Source organism: Vibrio sp. CK2-1 (assembly GCF_021726515.1).
Classification (GTDB): Bacteria; Pseudomonadota; Gammaproteobacteria; order Enterobacterales; family Vibrionaceae; genus Vibrio.
This window is the reverse complement of record NZ_JAKKCJ010000001.1, coordinates 391,727-409,638: the sequence shown is the minus strand read 5'-3', so window position 1 is coordinate 409,638 and position 17,912 is coordinate 391,727. Positions and strand designations below refer to the sequence as shown.

At 42.1% G+C, this 17,912-nt stretch carries 15 protein-coding genes; 8 read left to right on the top strand and 7 right to left on the bottom strand.

The genetic code is table 11. From position 1 onward, the window contains the following. Positions 1–274 precede the first annotated feature (274 nt). Entirely contained in the window at positions 275–631 is a 357-nt protein-coding gene (locus tag L3V25_RS01770) for a helix-turn-helix transcriptional regulator (RefSeq protein ID WP_237293787.1), read from the bottom strand. A gap of 368 nt (positions 632–999) precedes the next feature. On the opposite strand from L3V25_RS01770, the gene tssI reads away from it, so the two are divergent. From tssI to L3V25_RS01755, 3 genes are read left to right on the top strand one after another with little or no spacing between them, the layout of a single operon-like run. Continuing rightward, positions 1,000–3,072 (top strand): type VI secretion system tip protein TssI/VgrG, encoded by a 2,073-nt coding sequence (tssI, locus tag L3V25_RS01765; RefSeq protein WP_237293786.1) that lies wholly within the window; start codon positions 1,000–1,002, stop codon positions 3,070–3,072. Then, entirely contained in the window at positions 3,054–3,695 is a 642-nt protein-coding gene (locus L3V25_RS01760; protein ID WP_237293785.1) for a DUF4123 domain-containing protein, read from the top strand. Before tssI ends, L3V25_RS01760 begins: the two co-directional genes overlap by 19 nt. Next, entirely contained in the window at positions 3,692–6,190 is a 2,499-nt protein-coding gene (locus L3V25_RS01755; protein WP_237293784.1) for a LysM domain-containing protein, read from the top strand. Before L3V25_RS01760 ends, L3V25_RS01755 begins: the two co-directional genes overlap by 4 nt. A 75-nt stretch (positions 6,191–6,265) precedes the next feature. Here L3V25_RS01755 and L3V25_RS01750 read toward each other — a convergent pair whose 3' ends face one another. From L3V25_RS01750 to L3V25_RS01735, 4 genes are all read right to left on the bottom strand, one after another. Then, complete coding sequence (locus L3V25_RS01750; RefSeq protein WP_237293783.1) at positions 6,266–7,315, bottom strand: SUMF1/EgtB/PvdO family nonheme iron enzyme; 1,050 nt, start codon at positions 7,313–7,315, stop codon at positions 6,266–6,268. Between the two features lie 135 nt (positions 7,316–7,450). Continuing rightward, positions 7,451–7,933: a DUF1097 domain-containing protein gene (locus tag L3V25_RS01745; RefSeq protein WP_237293782.1), complete on the bottom strand. Its 483-nt coding sequence runs from the start codon at positions 7,931–7,933 to the stop codon at positions 7,451–7,453. 170 nt (positions 7,934–8,103) lie between these two features. Next, a complete protein-coding gene (locus L3V25_RS01740) occupies positions 8,104–8,973 on the bottom strand; it encodes a DMT family transporter (RefSeq protein ID WP_237293781.1) in 870 nt (289 codons plus the stop codon). 143 nt (positions 8,974–9,116) lie between these two features. Continuing rightward, on the bottom strand, positions 9,117–10,748 hold the full coding sequence (locus L3V25_RS01735) for a diacylglycerol kinase family protein (RefSeq protein WP_237293780.1): 1,632 nt from the start codon (positions 10,746–10,748) through the stop codon (positions 9,117–9,119). A 579-nt stretch (positions 10,749–11,327) separates the two neighbouring features. Here L3V25_RS01735 and L3V25_RS01730 point away from each other — a divergent pair. The 5 genes from L3V25_RS01730 to raiA all read left to right on the top strand — a co-directional run bounded on the left by L3V25_RS01730 (position 11,328) and on the right by raiA (position 16,209). Continuing rightward, positions 11,328–12,470 carry a polyamine ABC transporter substrate-binding protein gene (locus L3V25_RS01730; protein ID WP_276574033.1) on the top strand — a complete coding sequence of 381 codons (1,143 nt, stop codon included), beginning with the start codon at positions 11,328–11,330 and terminating at the stop codon, positions 12,468–12,470. A gap of 90 nt (positions 12,471–12,560) precedes the next feature. Continuing rightward, positions 12,561–13,712, top strand: a complete 1,152-nt coding sequence (potA, locus tag L3V25_RS01725) for a polyamine ABC transporter ATP-binding protein (protein ID WP_237293779.1) — start codon at positions 12,561–12,563, stop codon at positions 13,710–13,712. After that, entirely contained in the window at positions 13,709–14,599 is an 891-nt protein-coding gene (locus L3V25_RS01720; protein WP_237293778.1) for an ABC transporter permease subunit, read from the top strand. The genes potA and L3V25_RS01720 overlap by 4 nt, the downstream gene beginning before the upstream one ends. Positions 14,600–14,627: 28 nt before the next feature. Further along, on the top strand, positions 14,628–15,470 hold the full coding sequence (locus L3V25_RS01715) for an ABC transporter permease subunit (protein WP_237293777.1): 843 nt from the start codon (positions 14,628–14,630) through the stop codon (positions 15,468–15,470). Positions 15,471–15,849: 379 nt separating this feature from the next. Further along, positions 15,850–16,209 carry a ribosome-associated translation inhibitor RaiA gene (gene raiA / locus L3V25_RS01710; RefSeq protein ID WP_089123897.1) on the top strand — a complete coding sequence of 120 codons (360 nt, stop codon included), beginning with the start codon at positions 15,850–15,852 and terminating at the stop codon, positions 16,207–16,209. A 92-nt stretch (positions 16,210–16,301) separates the two neighbouring features. On the opposite strand, the gene L3V25_RS01705 is transcribed toward raiA, so the two are convergent. Together L3V25_RS01705 and L3V25_RS01700 are read right to left on the bottom strand one after the other, a co-directional pair. Beyond that, complete coding sequence (locus tag L3V25_RS01705; RefSeq protein ID WP_237293776.1) at positions 16,302–16,928, bottom strand: LysE family transporter; 627 nt, start codon at positions 16,926–16,928, stop codon at positions 16,302–16,304. Positions 16,929–17,004: 76 nt separating this feature from the next. Then, positions 17,005–17,910, bottom strand: a complete 906-nt coding sequence (locus tag L3V25_RS01700) for a DMT family transporter (protein WP_237293775.1) — start codon at positions 17,908–17,910, stop codon at positions 17,005–17,007. Between the last annotated feature and the right edge of the window lie 2 nt (positions 17,911–17,912).

Here is a 17,912-nt window from a genome sequence, read left to right as displayed (position 1 = left end):
AGTTAATAATGATAAAAATAGCTCGGCATAACATGGGAAACCCGCTTGATATAGATATGAAAATTACCCTTACTCACACACTGCTTGTAAGTTTCTTAAGTAAATCAATATATACGAGGGAGAGTATTATGCTGATTAAAAACAGAAAATTTAGACCGATATGAAAATTTTGGTTCATAAACACCAAAAATCCCCAACCTGAAAAATCAAAGTTAGGGACTTAAAAACTCATAAAGATAAGTGCTTATTTCTGTCTGGTTTGCTTCTATCCAAACTACTTCTGCTTAGCAACCTTACAACAGTAATCAATGATCACTTGGTTACCATCGATTTGTACATTTTGAATCTCACCATCAATGCTAATTCGGTTTTGCAAATACACTACCGCATTTTCTGGCGCGATCTGGTTTTTAAGTGAAGGCAAAATCGTATGCGGCTCAATATCTAGTTGCTGAAAGAAGCGACTGACAAAGCTTTTGCTAATCTCGCCCTTGCCGCGGATCACTTCAAAAAACTCACTGATCGTCATGCCTAAACGCTTTGCCATATCCATTTGTGTTAAGTGACGCTTGGCTTTTTGGGACATCCATAAATGATAAATCGCGTCTCTGTCTTGCTCTGTATATTCCATTACTTCTGTAAATCCATAACCGATAAAAACTGCTTATCAAAATGACAAAATCCGGTAAATGGCATGTCATTGACAGGTCAGGTTTTGTTTAGGGAAATTTAAAACTATGACCTAGACCACACGAGCTATGGCGCCTCCCCTGCTAATCGGATTTTATTGGTTAAAAACCACACTCATCGACTAGGCAAAAACTTGCCGTATAACTGGCAAGTTTTTGCTTAATTTAAAAAAACATAAAAACATAACCATTTGATTTAAATATAAATAAAAAATGGCTCAATTATTGCTTAGACCACTCCAAACATAGTGTTCAACCGATCATATAAATGACCACTATTGAATTCCAAATTTAACGAGCAGGTTTATCTATGGCAGGGCTACAATTTAGTATTCGCGTCGAGGGCGTCAGTGACGAATCGTTAGTGGTGAGAAGCTATCAAGGACAAGATAACTTTTCTTCGGTTCAGCAAGCTGATGGTAGTTGGTGTCATGGTTTTCGTTATCAGATTGAGCTTGCTAGTCGTCGCCCAGATTTAACGGCTTTAGACATGGTAGATAAAAGTGCTGAGCTTGTAATGCATCGCGATGGCGAAATAGTGCAGCGCATCAATGGTATTGTACGAAACTTCACCCAAGGTGAAACCGGTCATCACCACACCTTTTATTCTTTAACCCTAGTGCCTGAAATTGAGCGTTTATCCTTGCGCCATAACAGCCGTATTTTCCAATCCATTACGGTGCCGGATATCATCGCCACCTTATTTAAAGAAATGGATATTCAAGACTTTGCCTTTGCGCTAACTCGCACGCCAAAACAACGTGAGTTTTGCATGCAATATCGCGAAACCGACCTTGAGTTCATTAATCGCCTTGCCGCCGAAGAAGGCATGGTCTATCACATTGAGCAATCGAAAGGTAAACACAGCGTATTGTTCACCGATGATTCTCAAGTGATTAGCTCGTTAGATGCGCCTGTTCCTTATAACGTGATGGCGAGTGGTATCAGCTCAACCCCGTATATAAAAGAATTCAGCAAGACCACTCAATTTGAAGTCAGTGAAGCACACAGTGGTGACAACAGTTTTAAAAAACCGCAGTACACTTTCAGTCAACAAGCGGTAGCCAGTGATATAGACTACCAGCGTGATACCTATGAGCATTTTGACGCGCCGGGACGTTTTAAAGATGACGCCATCGGCAAAGAGTTCAACCAACTACGTTTAGATAGCCTGCGCTGCAGCGCTCACACTGCCAAAGGCAAAAGTAATGAGCCGCAGCTACAAACGGGCGCTAAGTTTGAATTAAGCGAACACACCGATGACAGCTTTAATAAAAAATGGTTAGTGGTTGCGAGCACTCATCAGGGGGAGCAACCGCAAGCGCTTGAAGAATCCGCAGGCAGCAAACCCACCACTTACGCCAATCAATTTGAAGCCATTCCAGCCGATAAAACCTGGCGCATGCCACAAATGACTCGCCCACAAGTCGATGGCCCAATGACCGCTTACGTTGTTGGTCCAGACGGCGAAGAAATCTTCTGCGATGACTATGGCCGCGTAAAACTGCATTTTCCGTGGGATAGATATTCCAACGGTGATGAGCATAGTTCATGCTGGGTACAAGTCTCACAAGGCTGGGCAGGTAGTCAGTACGGACAAATTGCCATTCCACGCATCGGCCATGAAGTAATTGTGTCATTCTTAAACGGCGACCCAGACCAACCGATTGTGACAGGTCGCGCCTTTAATGCCCAAAACCTACCGCCCTACACACTGCCAGATAATAAAACTAAAACTGTATGGCGCAGTGAAAGCCACCAAGGTAAAGGCTTTAACGAAATCAGCTTTGAAGACCAGTCTGGTTCTGAGCAAGTGTATGTTCACGCTCAAAAAGATTTTAAATCCGAAACGCTCAACGATCACATCACCGATGTAAATCACGACCAGCATCTAACAATAGAAAACGACCAATTCACCCAAATCAAAAACAATCACAATCTAACGGTAGAGGGCGAAAGCCGTAGCAAAATCACCAAAGATCAAACCTTTGTGGTTGGCGGCAACCTACAAATCAAATCCGGCTCAGTGATCGTCAATGATGCTGTCAATGAAGTCCATATAAAATCGGGTAACAAAGTAGTGATAGAAGCCGGTGCAGAAATTACCGTTAAGGTAGGTGGTAGTTTTGTCAAAGTCGATGCAGCTGGTGTTCATATTGTCGGTGTTGGCGTGAACATTAATTCTGGTGGTAGTGCAGGCAGTGGTAGTAGGTTTAGTGGCGCGATGGCAGCATTGCCAAATGGGATAGAGCCACCAATTGTAGAAAGCACACCGCCCGCTTCAATTACTCCGAGCATGCACGCTGAGATGGTCGATTCTGGCAGCTTAATGATAGAGCTTTGCAACTGTGGCATGGGGGGAATATGCAAAATTCATGGTTAAATCCTAATTGGAAAATCCAAGAATTGGACAAGGATCCATTAATCGATATTTCCTCAAATACATCGAAGATCTACGCATTAATTGAATCATCATTAATACCGAATTGGAAAGTGGAACTCTACCAACACATCAATCAACACCAACTCAGTGAGCCTTATAGCGAACTACTTTTCAGTGGCACTCACTATCAACACTTAGATTTCGGTCCTGTAGTCGTCGATATTACCTCCTATCCTGAGCTACAAGCCAAATGGCTAACTCAATTTGAGCAAGCCCCTTTAGGTTGCATACTTGTCGCACCTTCAAATGTTCAACAAAGTAATATTGTTGATTTGTTACGCAATAGATTAACCATCTATAAAAATGCCGCCCCCACTTTTCTTCGATACTACGAACCAAGAACCATGTTGGCATTTATCGGAGCTTTGAGTGACGAAGAAAAGCAGCACTTCTTCTATCCAATTCATGCGGTTTATTGGCATCACAACCAATGGTTTCAAGCGCAATGGTCCACACCAGAGTTCACCCCTAAACAGCTAGATTCATGGAAAATGACACCAACTCATCTAGATAAAATGGCAGATATTATGCAACAAATTCAATCTCATGAGGCATTAGCATGAGCCAAACTTATACCGTCCAAGCAGGTGATACCTTACTGGCTATCGCAATTCAACAACAAGTCGATTTTAACCAAATATTGGCGCTTAACCCTAAATATCAGCCCAATCCAGATTTGATTCAGATTGGCGATATCATCAGGTTGCCAGAGCCAGTCACAGCAGAAACCAATCAACCAATCAGCCCAATTGCACCACCAGAGCCGAAACGTCCGTTATGCAATACAGGCTCTTTAGATACTCCTCCGCAGTGTGAAGGCAAAGATATTAAAAATGTGTTGTTTGTTACTGAAGAACAAGGCAAACAATATTATTGTTTAGATGAAAGTTCACAACAATATCTAGAAGAAGAAGCCTCTTATACCCAACAACTTATCGAAGGTTTTCAGCAGGTGTTAGAACAAGCACCAGATGCAAACTCCGCCAGTGAACAAGATCACCTTGATCATGCCAATAAGAAAAAACAATGGGCGATTGATGCGGCAAATGCGGGAGCGATTGCTGTCGAACCACCCAAAGGTGAAACACAAGCAGCTTCGGCACCACAAGATGACAATCCAAAACGAGTGCAAGCCAAGCTAAAAGAACTTAAGCAACGCCGACGCTTTGTTTCCGACTACCGTCCCCTTTTTCTTAAAAATGAAAGTTCGGTTGATGATGTAAAAACGCGAGTTCTACAATCGATTGAAAAAGAAATTGCCTATTATCAACAATTAACAGAATCAACCCCCAAGCCTCAAAAGCCAGCAACAAGTGCCGTAACACTAAAGAATTTCACTCATAGTAAAACATTAACCACTAAGCCAGCTCGTAAACATATTGTTGAAGTATTTTCGGTGCGCCAAAATCAATTCATGTACGTGCGCGCAGAATTTTTAGAGCGCGAGCAAACCTATTGGCACAAAAGAACCACCAACCAAACCATGCTTTCAAAACTGCGTGATGGCAACGTGGCAGAATTTAAAGATGCCATCATCAAAGACATTAAAGACGGCGTCACCAAGAAGATAGAAAACCCAGAAATCGAACTGGTCCTTAAAGAATGGAAAGCCGAAGGGGGTAATAGCGGTGAGTGGAAAGCCAGTCATTATATCTTAAATGAAGATGGTGATACTCGCTTTGCCACTAACGCCGAAGCGCAACTCCTACGTTGGGGTGCCAGTGCTGCCGTGAAATCCACCTTTGAGCCAAGTAAGGGGAATGTTGATATTGGTATTAAAGCAGAGGCCGCCTATTCGCTAGCGGAAGCCTCTGTAGAGTTTACTTCTTACCTCCCTTATGAGGCGGGTTTTCCTATATCACTTAGCTACACCGATGCTAACAAACAGACCATGAACCATTCCTTTGGTCGCTTTCGTACTAACTGCACAGCCAAACTCAGTTGTTTTGCCGGCGTAATGGTCAGTGGTTCAGCAGGAATAAGTAATCAAAATTCACAAAATAACCAACAACCAGCCGGCCATAGCATATTGCTAGCACCATCAGTTGGCATGGGCGTAAACCAAGCAACCGGCCAAGTGGGCGTGAAAGCCGAAGGATTTTCAGGGGCACAAGTTGGGGGAGAACTCTCAGGCGGCCTTGAATGGCAGCATCCAGACAAAGAAACTACGTTAGATTTTGCTGAGCTGGCTAAATTAAAAGCGGAAGGTAACGTTGCATTTGGCCTAGGTGGTGGGATTGATTTCCAAATCGAACTAAGGGGGAGCGAACTCTACCTCTTATGCAATGGCCGTATTGTTTGGGGTGCTGGGGGAAGCGGTGGCTTTGGTGCCACAGTCAACTTTGAACAGATATGGGAGCTCGCTCAGGTAGTCTGGGAGGGGCTGCAATATGTTGATTATAGGCAGTTAAAGAGTGTAAATAATGATATGTATGAATATCTGATGAAGTCTAGTTATGTCGCTTTTGCTAGTGCAATGTTCAAGCCAACTCAAACCCTGATAAATACTATTAAAGTCGGTAGAGTTGAAATTGAAGAATACTGGAATAACAGACAATCACAACAACTTGAAGCCGAAATGCTATCTGAGCGCATTTTAAATAAACAAGCTTGGTCTGATATTACGCCAGATAAACTGCAACCAGAAACCATCGGCATGATGCTCGATACCTTAACTGAAACCTTTAGTGACAGCTGGGAAAAAGACCAAGAACGGGCAATTTGTTACCTACTAGGCAGTAGCATATACAGTTGGCGTAAGTTTGAAGAAGTATTAGTCAGAATGAACCCTGAGGGGAAAAAACAAAGTGATGACAAAGCTTTATTTGATAATCTCGCCCGTTTAAATGCTATTTTAGATAATAACCAACAGCAAGAATTTAACGACTGGGTGCATACCTTAGCGCAAAAAGACAAGCTAACCAAGCTGACACAGGTCAAGGGCACAACCAGACCATTCACGCCCTATAAAGACAATCAATTTGATATGAAACGAAATCAAATCAATATGCAATTAGCCAGCATAGGTCGCCCCCCAAAAAGCAGTCAATATGTATAGCTAAGCGGTTTTAACTAACGTAAGAAAACTAAAGTCTCACTTCACAATATGTGATGTGAGACTTTTTCTTTTTCACTATGGCATTGCAGGAAGAGGTTGCTGTAAAGCACAACGGAAACTTGATGATAGATAGTATTTCTTCTCACCCGGAGAATGTAAACGAGAAAACGTCATTGTTACCCCTCCGCCATCTCGTTGCACCTTTTCCGTGCCTGTTTCTGGGCCTTGTGGGTTATGTTCTGGTGAGTGTAAGTAATAATCTTTGGCATACCAGTCATTGACCCACTCACTTACCTGGTTACTCATACCATAGACTCCTAATGGATTCGCTGGAAAGGTGTCAACAGTTGTTATATTTGTCGAAGCATTCACCTCATCATCAATGTAATTTATCCAATATCCTGTTTTAGAGGAATAATAACTCCCTTCTCTCAGCTGACGATAACCATTATTGGTAGCAAAATAATAATGCTGGCCACGACTACGCGCGGCGTATTCCCATTGCGCTTCGGTTGGTAAATCAAATGGTAACGTAGTGACTCGGCCTAACCATAAACAGTAATCTTTAGCGTCTTGCCAATTTTTAGCAGGAGCGGCAAATGAAGCCCTCTTTTGCAACTGTTTAATATATTCATCGGTTCCTCGTATATAAGGAGAACCATCTAATTTTTGGTAGGCAACAGGCAAATCATTTACTTTACGCATCACCTCCATATCTGGGAAGGTGGTTTCAATTTTAGCTATAGAATAAGAATCTAGAGTGACTTTATGCAGGTGCATAGCTCCTGCCAATGTTGCACTTGGCCCACTAAAGCACTTATGCTCAGGGGACCAATCTATACGGTTAGCTGTTCCACTAGGGATTTCACAGGGCGCTTTAAAGTCGCCCATATCAAAACTGCCACCCTCAACAAACACCAAATTTTCAATAGCTTTTACTGCGACATCCGCAATTTGTTGTTTTTCTTCCGCGCTCACGTTGGGGTATTGAGAGGTAATATTTTGCTTAATGGTATTGGCTTGCTGTTCGCTAATTTGAGTGCTGTTGATAGTGATATCCGAACGGACATCACAGGCGGTTAACAAGGGTAATAATAGCGTCATCCCTAACCAGGTCGCTTTCATAAAAATTCCATATAGTTCAATTATTTCCAATGAAAAAATTATAAATAAAAGGGCATTTAGTGGCTATAAAAACAACCGTTTATTAATTGATTTTCAGAGAACATCTTGGAAATGATGTAACAAAAATCGCCTCTTTCATTTTTCTTCTATCACTTTCGGTTTTAGGCTTACACCGCTTCTCGCCTGTAACCACACACCACTCGCTTTCATGCTGTAACCGAATACTCCACCAATTAACAGTGAAGGAATAACCAACTGCCAATTTCCATCAGCGGCAAAGGTGGCACATGCGCCAATGAAGGTTCCGGGAATAAAACTCAACCAGTGTTTCTGCGCTTGAATACACATAAAAAAGGAAACCAATGCTGTCAGAATATAGCCAATGACATCGCTGCCGAGCCATTGCGAGCCATGAATAATGACCAGCGCCCAAATCACTCCAGAAAGGTTGGTCAGTAAGCTCACACCTAAACCTTTTAGCCCCTGAATTGGCGATGCAAAGTAGCTGGTGCAACCTAGAAAACCAGCCCAAGACAATAATCCCAAAGAAATAGCGACCCAACCCCAAATACCCGAAAGCAATCCAGTGGTCAGTGAAATGGCAAATAATGTCGACATAAGCAGATCTTCAGTTAAAAAATGAAGAAGGGAGAGTAAAGAAGGAACAAACTAAAAGAAGAGATTTTGATCACAGATAATATGAATGAAAAATTGCTATTACATATAAATGATAACGCAAGCGATTAACTACCATCACTTGCGTTATAGACCACTTAAGGTGCGTTGATTTACTTACGTCTCTCCCATTGAGTAATAAACACGATCGAAGCCATCATAATTGCAGCGCCTACCCATAAATTGCCTGTCGGGATCCAATCAAAGACGAGCCAACCTAAAAAGACATTAAACGGCAATTTTGCTAAATCAAATGGTTGCACAAAAGAGGCATCTGCCACGGCATAAGCTTTAACAATCGCCCATTGCGCTAACGCTGTCATTACGCCAGCACCAATCAATAATCCCCAAACACTCCAACCGGTTGGGGTAGACCACTCCGGTAATGCCAATAAGATATTAAAAGGCGTGAGTAAGATCAGCAGGTAAACCACCATAGTAGAAGGTGAATCGTTAACCGACATTTTCTTCACCATCAATGAATAACAGGCCCAGAAAAAAGCCGCGCCGACAGGTAATAATGTTGCCCAACTAAACGCATCAGACCAAGGCTCTAAGATAATCATCGCCCCGCCAAAGCCGGCTAAGGTTGCCATCCAACGTGCCCAGCCCACATTTTCTTTTAGTAATAGCCCAGAACCGACGGTCGCAAACAATGGTGAAGTCATTAACAATGCAATGCCTTGCCAAATAGGAACCGGATACGCCAACGCCCAAAACCAAAGTTGAATGCCGATTACCGATAAAAAGACTCGAAACGCATGCCAGCCAAAATGTTTGGTATACAGAGAACGGCGAATACCTAATGTTTTTAAGTAAGGCATGATCGCCACCAGCGCAATCGCATATTGAAGCAGAGCAACCGTGGTAGAAGGAATAGAAAAAGTAATGCTAATGTACTGGGCAGCGCTGTTAACTACAGCAAAAGACAAGCCAGCAATTAGCATCCACGAGGCACCAAGCACTGGTGAGTGGTTAGGCATATTCAAAAGTTCTCATACAAAGAAATAAATTAGGCTGGGATAATAAATCACACAGATAGGAATAACTAGGCCAAACCACATTCTCCCTACCCCGCGGACTTAATTAACCCGCTGCGGATAGTTAAGATCCTAGTGAGTTGATATTACTGCTCATTAAACCAACGTGGCACCATCACATTCAGTGAGCGAGGTTGAGTGCGAATACTAAGTTGTTCAGTTTCATACAGCTCACCATCAATCACATATTTAAAAGCGACTTCACTGGATATAGTGACGTCTTTGGCTTGCTTATGCACAAACCCCATCGGCTCTGCGGTAGGTAGTAAACCTGAGATAGCCAGTTCAGATAGCGATAATAAGCGCCCCGCAACACTTTGATGACTAGGCATATAGGTAATATCCAAAATACCATCTTGTAAATCCGGCTCTCCGCCACCTTGTGCAAGTAGCGTCGTAAAAGGAGCGGCATTGGCGACCACTAAACTACTCACGTCTAATTCTTGCGGTGCTTGTTTATCTAAAGCGATACGAATCGTTAATGTTTCATTATTGGCAATCGCACCCCATAAACCTTTTAAGTAAGCCAGCTGGCCATCATTATTTTTCTCTTCACGCTCAGCGTATTCAATCATTTGCTGTTCAAAGCCAATCCCAGATACCAACAGCATTAAATCGCTATTACATAAAGCAGTATCAATTTGAGTCACTTCACCATTTAAAATAGCGCCACAAGCCGTTTCCACTGGAATGATTTTATTCTCGATACCATAAAGTACATGACATAAAGCATTCGCAGTACCCAATGGTAAGATGCCAAGAACAATGTCGGTATGGACTAATTGACTCGCCACTTCCGTTACTGTGCCATCACCACCACCCGCGACAATCAAAGAAGCCCCTGAGTTAATCGCCTCTTTCGTCAATTCGGTTGCCGATATTTCAGGTGTGGTTTCGCGCACTTCTACCTGATATTTAGCTTTAAAGTTTTCTAGAATTTCATCTTTATAGGTGCCCCACTTTCCCCCACCAGAAACCGGATTCACAATCAGCCACACGGTTTGTTCAGAAACTAATGCTTGTTGCTTATCAAGTTGCTTTAACATTTTCATTTGCTCCTTATTCAAATTGGCGGTGCTGCGAATCGATTGAATTTTTTTCATCACATCTTCAATGCTCATTCTTGGATAACGACGTAATAAATAAGCAGCCAATACAAACACCGAACGCCCGCGACCTAGTGCGCAATGCACCACTATTTTCTTAGAATCCGCGAGTTGAACATCCATCCAATCTAATGCTTTTAATAACTTCCGCTTTGATGGCACTTTGTGATCAAGCACTGGCAGATTGAAATACTCAAAATCACGACTGGCTTTACGGCTTTGTAATCCATGAAATTCAGCTGTGATATCTAAAATACTGGTAATACCTTGAGCTTTTAACTCTTTTAGATCTTTGGTAAATAAGCGTCGAGCTAAGTACAACTGAGGATCAATACGTTGAATAGGCGCAACCGAATCATGAGTTCGCGCCCAATAATTATAGTAATGCGCACCAATCAAAAAAGGCGCAAGCACAAGTTGAATACCATTTGGGATCACCCCGTTAGGCTTTTTACGAAATAAGTGAGGGAAGTTACATAGATAAGCGATGCTGACAACCGACAAGGATAAAGCAATCCAAGCAAGCGGAATTGACAGCCAAAAATTGGGGCACAATAAGGCCAACACATAAAATAAAATACTGCCCACAATATAGTATTTGGTGACTAACATTATCTCTCCCTGCACACCTCTGCCATTACAATAATGAAACAATAACATTACCTTACTAAAGATGCCTATCTTATCTCAGCCAAATTCCAGCATCGTTAAATTAAGTTTATTCTTTTAAGAAATAATAACACTCGCGGCCTTAACTTTTTCATCAAAACCGGCTGAAAAAACACAAGAAACACCGTTAATCCCACAACAAACAAATCTTATCGAAACCATAAAATTATTCTGATTTACTATTTAAAAATTCGTTTTATTATCGCCCCTGTTCTTCGCAAGAAAGTACCAACCGCCACACTCAACTGTTAACATTTACAGTGTAAACAGCCTATTTAGTGTCGCTATTCGTTAACGCAAGGTTAATGGGCGCAGGTTGCAAATCTACGAGTTTGGATGATTTTTCCCTTCATACATCCAACTCAGAAAACGTCATATTGAATCTTCAATTATTAAATTAATTTATATTCAACCTGACTCAAATCAGTGATCTCCCAAGGCTAAAATCAAAAGGAATGCTGGCTATAAGCTAGGTTGGTGAGCTAACCATTGGATCAACTGATCCATTATTTGGGACCTACTATGTTTATTAAAACTTCAGTGTCTTTCAAAAAGACTGTGTTCGCTGCATCAATGACAGTAACAACCTTGTTCACGTCTGCGGCTTTATTTACTTCAAGCAAAACTTACGCTCAAGATGAGCAAGTGCTACACGTTTATAACTGGAGCAGCTACATCGCGCCGAACACGATTAGCGATTTTGAAAAGCAAACTGGCATTAAAGTGGTATACGACGTATTTGATAGTAACGAAGTACTGGAAGCCAAACTGCTTGCAGGTCGTTCTGGCTATGACGTAGTGGTGCCATCAAATAACTTTTTAGCCAAACAAATTCGCGCGGGCGTTTTCCAGAAATTAGATCGCACTCAACTGCCTAATTGGAAAAACCTAAACCCAGAATTATTGAATGCACTATCACCTAGCGATCCGGGCAATTTATACGCGATACCTTATTTATGGGGCACCATCGGCTTTGCTTACAACATTGATAAAGTGAAGAAAGCACTCGGTGAAGATATGCCAGCCGATTCATGGGATTTGGTGTTTAACCCGCAGTACATGGAAAAACTGAAAACCTGTGGTGTGTCATTTTTGGATTCACCCACCGAAATGTTACCCGCGGCATTAAATTATTTAGGGCTAGATACTGGCACACAAAAGCCGGAAGACATCAAACAAGCGGAAGCATTGTTCTTGTCTATTCGTGAAAACATCAGCTACTTCCACTCGTCTAAGTACATTTCAGATTTAGCGAATGGCGATATTTGTGTTGCGGTCGGTTATTCCAATGACTTATTCATTGCTCGTGACCGTGCCAATGAAGCAAACAATGGCAACAAAATTGAATACGTGATCCCGAAAGAAGGCGCAGGTAGTTACTTTGACATGATGGCTATACCAGCCGATGCCAAAAATGTACAAGCCGCTCATGTATTTTTGAACTACTTAATGACACCAGAAGTGATTGCCAACATTACTAATGAAGTCAGTGCTGCCAACGGTAACCAAGCGGCAACGCCTTTTGTAAACCAAGACATTGGTAGTAATGCTGGAATTTACCCAGATGAAGCAACACTGAAAAACATATACACGATCAGCGATCTACCCGCCAAAACTCAACGTGTCATGACACGTACGTGGACCAAGATCAAAACAGGTCGATAGCGCCGAAAGCACATACTTGAGTTGAAGTGTGATTAAGGCGTCCAAATTAGGACGCCTTTTTATTTTAAGAATAATTTAAAGAGAGTTGAAATGGCCATCACTTCCAGTGCCTACAAAAAAGCATTAGAGCGTCAATCTAAACCCAAAGAAATCTTGGTGAAAATTGATCGGGTAAGCAAACAATTTGACGACACACTTGCGGTCGATGACGTGTCGCTCACCATAAATAAAGGTGAAATCTTTGCTCTACTCGGTGGTTCAGGTTCAGGTAAATCAACCTTACTTCGTATGTTAGCGGGTTTTGAAAAGCCAACCGAAGGACGCATCATTTTAGACGGTGTCGATATTACTGACATGGCGCCTTATGACCGGCCGATTAATATGATGTTTCAGTCTTATGCGCTATTTCCACACATGAGTGTTGAGCAAAATATTGCCTTTGGTTTGAAGCAAGATTCACTGCCAAAAGAAGAAATCAACGCACGCGTGGCAGAGATGTTGAAACTGGTTCATATGACGCAATATGCCAAGCGCAAACCACATCAGTTATCTGGTGGTCAACGTCAACGTGTTGCATTGGCTCGCTCACTCGCCAAGCGTCCAAAACTGTTGTTGCTAGATGAACCAATGGGCGCACTCGATAAAAAGCTACGCTCACAAATGCAGTTAGAGCTGGTTGAAATTATCGAGCGTGTGGGCGTGACCTGCGTCATGGTGACTCACGATCAAGAAGAAGCAATGACCATGGCACAACGTGTAGCCATCATGCACCTAGGTTGCATTGAGCAAATTGGTAGCCCGATGGACATTTACGAAACGCCCGTTAACCGTTTGGTGTGTGAGTTCATTGGCAACGTAAACTTGTTCGATGGCATGCTGGTGGAAGATGAACAAGATCACGCTACGATTGCCTGTGTCGATTTACCACAGCCAATCTATGTAGGCCACGGTATTAGTACTCAAGCTGAAAACAAAAAAGTGACTTATGCATTGCGTCCTGAAAAGTTGTTGATCAGTACTACATTGCCAGAGGATTTAGTCCACCCTGACTTTAACTGGACAACCGGAAAAGTGTACGACATTGCTTATTTAGGTGGCTCTTCGATGTATCACATCCAATTGCCATCAGGAAAGATAGTCCAAGCGTTTATTGCTAACGCCGTGCGTCACGTCAAACGCCCAACCTGGGAAGATGATGTGTATTTATATTGGGAAGATGATAGTGGTGTGGTTCTGCAATGAATAAATGCCTCCAACAACTAGGACGTAAACTGGTCATTGGAATTCCATTCTTTTGGCTGTTTATTTTCTTTTTATTGCCGTTTGTGATCGTACTTAAAATTAGCTTTTCACAAGCCGATGTCGCCATCCCGCCCTACACCGAGCTGGTCAGTTGGGCCGATGAACAGCTGACCATTTTGCTCAACATGGGTAACTACTTGCTACTCAGTGCTGATGAATTGTATTTAGCTGCTTATCTTAGCTCGCTAAAAATGGCGTTGATCAGCACCTTGGCTTGTTTGATGATTGGTTATCCAATGGCGTATGCGATTTCTAAAGCCAAAAAAGAAACGCAAACTATCTTGTTGTTATTGATCATGATGCCAACTTGGACAGCCATTTTGATCCGTGTGTATGCGTGGATGGGTATTTTAAGTAACAACGGGTTATTAAATGGCTTCTTACTCCACCTAGGGCTAATTAATGAGCCGCTACGTATTTTGAATACCGATCTCGCGGTCTACATCGGTATTGTGTACTCATACTTGCCGTTTATGGTGTTACCACTGTACGCCAACCTAGTAAAGCATGACCAAAGCTTACTAGAAGCGGCGTCAGACTTAGGTTGTCGTAATATCTCGACCTTCTGGCAGATCACTGTACCACTGTCAAAGGGCGGGATTATTGCAGGTTGTATGTTGGTGTTTATTCCCGTCGTCGGTGAGTTTGTGATACCGGAACTGCTAGGCGGCCCTGATACTTTGATGATAGGTAAAGTCTTGTGGCAAGAGTTCTTCAACAACCGAGATTGGCCTGTGGCGGCGGCGTTAGCGGTCATTATGTTGGTGGTTCTTATGATCCCAATAATGTTCTTTAATCGTACTCAAGCCAAAGAACTTCAAGGTTAAGTTAAGTACGAATTGTTTAGGAATAACGATGAAACGTTTTGGTTTTGCAAATCTAATGTTGGTGCTCGGCTTGGTATTCATTTACTTGCCGTTAATCATCATGGTGGTTTACTCATTTAACGCTTCCAAACTGGTAACAGTATGGGGCGGCTGGTCAACCCAATGGTATGGCTCGCTATGGCAAAATACTCAGCTAATGGGCTCGGTATTTCGCTCATTAGAAATCGCCTTTTACACCGCTATTTCTGCGGTTGCACTAGGCACTATGGCAGCTTTTGTATTGACGCGAATCCCTCGCTTCCACGGAAAAGCATTACTAGGTGGCATGGTTACCGCGCCATTAGTGATGCCAGAGGTGATCACCGGTCTTTCATTGCTACTGCTATTTGTGGCAATGAATAACCTCATTGGTTGGCCAGTAGAGCGCGGCATGATGACGATTTGGATAGCTCATACCACATTCACCAGTTCGTATGTGGCCATCTTGGTCTCATCTCGCCTGCGTGAGCTAGATATCTCAATGGAAGAAGCGGCGATGGATTTAGGCGCTAAACCTTGGAAGGTATTCATGCAAATCACTATTCCAATGATCGCGCCATCACTTGTTGCGGGTGGCATGATGGCATTTGCTTTATCACTCGATGATCTAGTATTGGCAAGCTTTGTATCAGGCCCAGGCTCAACGACGCTACCGATGGAAATTTTCTCCTCGGTACGCCTAGGAGTGAAACCTGAGATTAACGCGATTGCTAGCTTGATCTTACTGTGTGTATCCCTGTTTACCTTTAGCATGTGGTTCATTATGGCAAGAGCAGAAAAGCGCTGTAAAAAAGAAATTTACCAAAGCAAAAAAGCATTAGTGATGGTCTAAAATTAAAACGAGCTAGTTAATGCGATACCCAAGTGACTTGGGTATCGGAGGGCTTCTAAATTTGAAGCCCTTTTTATATAAAAAGCACAACGAATTCATCAACATCAATTAAAGATCAAATTTCAGTGTCGATGTTTTAACCCAAACATGACGAAAAAAAGCACGAATCAGGCACCCGAAAAAGGAATTTGTAACTAGACTTAATATACCCAACAAAATGGAACAAAGCTCTTTGCCTATTGTCTTAAAGTTTGATAGCTTGAAAGAACAGTGACGAACTTCGAAAGCACTTAGGCTTTTGAATAACAATCACTTATGGATATGAAATCCGCATTTTTGCCTTGTATTTTCAAGGCGCTTCAACAGGAAGGTATTGTGTATGAAAATAAACATCCAAACGCATCATGTTTCTCTCAGCGAAGACTCACGTACTGAGATTGAAGGAAAATTCGATAAAATATCTTCACACTTCCCCGATTTAATCAGCTGCGACATTATTATCACTAAACAGCATAATGAACACCAAGTTGAAACCTTCACCAACTACGAAGGTGTTCGCATCTCAGCTAAAGCTGAAGACAAAGTGATGTATCCAGCGATTGCCGCTGCGGTTAAAAAATTAGAAACCGGACTTAAAAACCGTAAAGGCCAACTTAAAGCAGAGCTTCATGCAACACCAACTAGCACTAAGCCGGAAATTGCCTCTGATATTATTCAAGAAATGAAGTTAGTCGATTAATTACTTCGTTTAACAAGAAAAACAAAAGGAGCTCATTTGAGCTCCTTTTTCATTTCATATACCCAAAATAATTGGACACGATGGATATAAAATTAACTACGAGTAATCATCAACTTAATACCTAATGCCACCATCGCACCACCAAGTACTCGATCAATCCAATGACCACATTGCTTAAACTTCTTATTAATCGTTGGTCGAGACAATAACGTCACAATCAAAGAGAACCATGCGAACTGTAAAATCATGATCCATACACCATAAATTGCGATTTGATAGATTGGCATATCCGCTGACAACACTAAGGTAAATAACGATACAAAATAAATTGGCGCTTTAGGATTTAAAGCATTACACAAGAACCCCATGCCAACCATCTTTTTCGCCGACTGCACTTTCGCTACTGGCAATTCAACCTCGTCAGGCATTGCAGCTTTCGCTTTTAATCCCTGCCAACCTAGATAAATTAAATAACCACCGCCGAGTACTTTAATCACCCAAAGTAAACTTGCTGAATTAGCGATAATTGCCGCTAAACCAAAAGCAGAATAGAGAATATGAATCGATAACCCCAGCGCAATACCGACACTACACAGCAGCCCTGCTTTTTTACCATTCGAGATGGTTTGTTGCGAAACCAGTATAAAATCCGGCCCAGGCGAAGCAGCGGCCAACAAGTGAATAGAGGTAATTAAAACTAATCCGTGCCACAAATCCATTGAAAACTCCTTTCTCATCAATCTCTTGAATATAAAAACATCAATTCATCTTCTATTCAATGGTTATTTTGTGCATTTATTTAGCATCAGCTTCAACTGGCTTCACTTTTTGAAACCAATACACCGCGATCACTACCACAACAATGCCGATCATAGTTATGCCACTCAACTGTTCACCAAAGATCAAATAATCAAACATAATGGCCAAAAGCGGTATGCAATAAAACAACACGCTGACTTGGCTGGCACTGCCTCGCTTAAGCATGTAAAGCAGCAACATCACCGCACCGACCGAGACCACAATACTCATCCAAAATAATGAAATAAACAGTTCATTGGTCCATTCAACTTGCCAGTCGGTACATAAGGCCACCACGCTGAATAGCAATAAGGTGAATAAGTTTTGGTAGACCACCATGCTTTCAATATTCATGTTGATGCCTTTTTGCTTGATGGTGCCAAAAGTTAACGACATCAAAGCCAGCGCAGCAAACAACAGACCTATGACATGTGAAGCATCGATCCCTTTTGCACCTAATACAGCGATGCATAAGCCGATAAAACCAAGCGCTAACAGAGCATAACCTTGTTTCGACATACTTTCTTTCGCAAGGAATGGCGTAATGAGCGGCTGAAAACCTAATATCATGGTAATCAACCCTGGCGAGATTCCAGCATCGATAGACAAAATATACGTACTCAGGTAGGCAAACTGCAAAAAGAAACCGACTTTTAGCACCGCGATAATCGACGCTTTATCATGGCGAAATAATTCAAACTTTAATTTGGGTTTTACCACCAGCAGCACAAGAGTTGAGAATAGGAAAGTCGCCACTGCTCGTAGGAATAAAAAGGTCCAAGGTGACGCATCTATTAACCCCATTTTCACCATTACCGCCCCACTACTCCACATCAGCAAGAACAGCAAAGGAGCAGCCGTTTCAAAGCGAATAGGTGAACGTAAATTTTCAATCCTTTGCATTT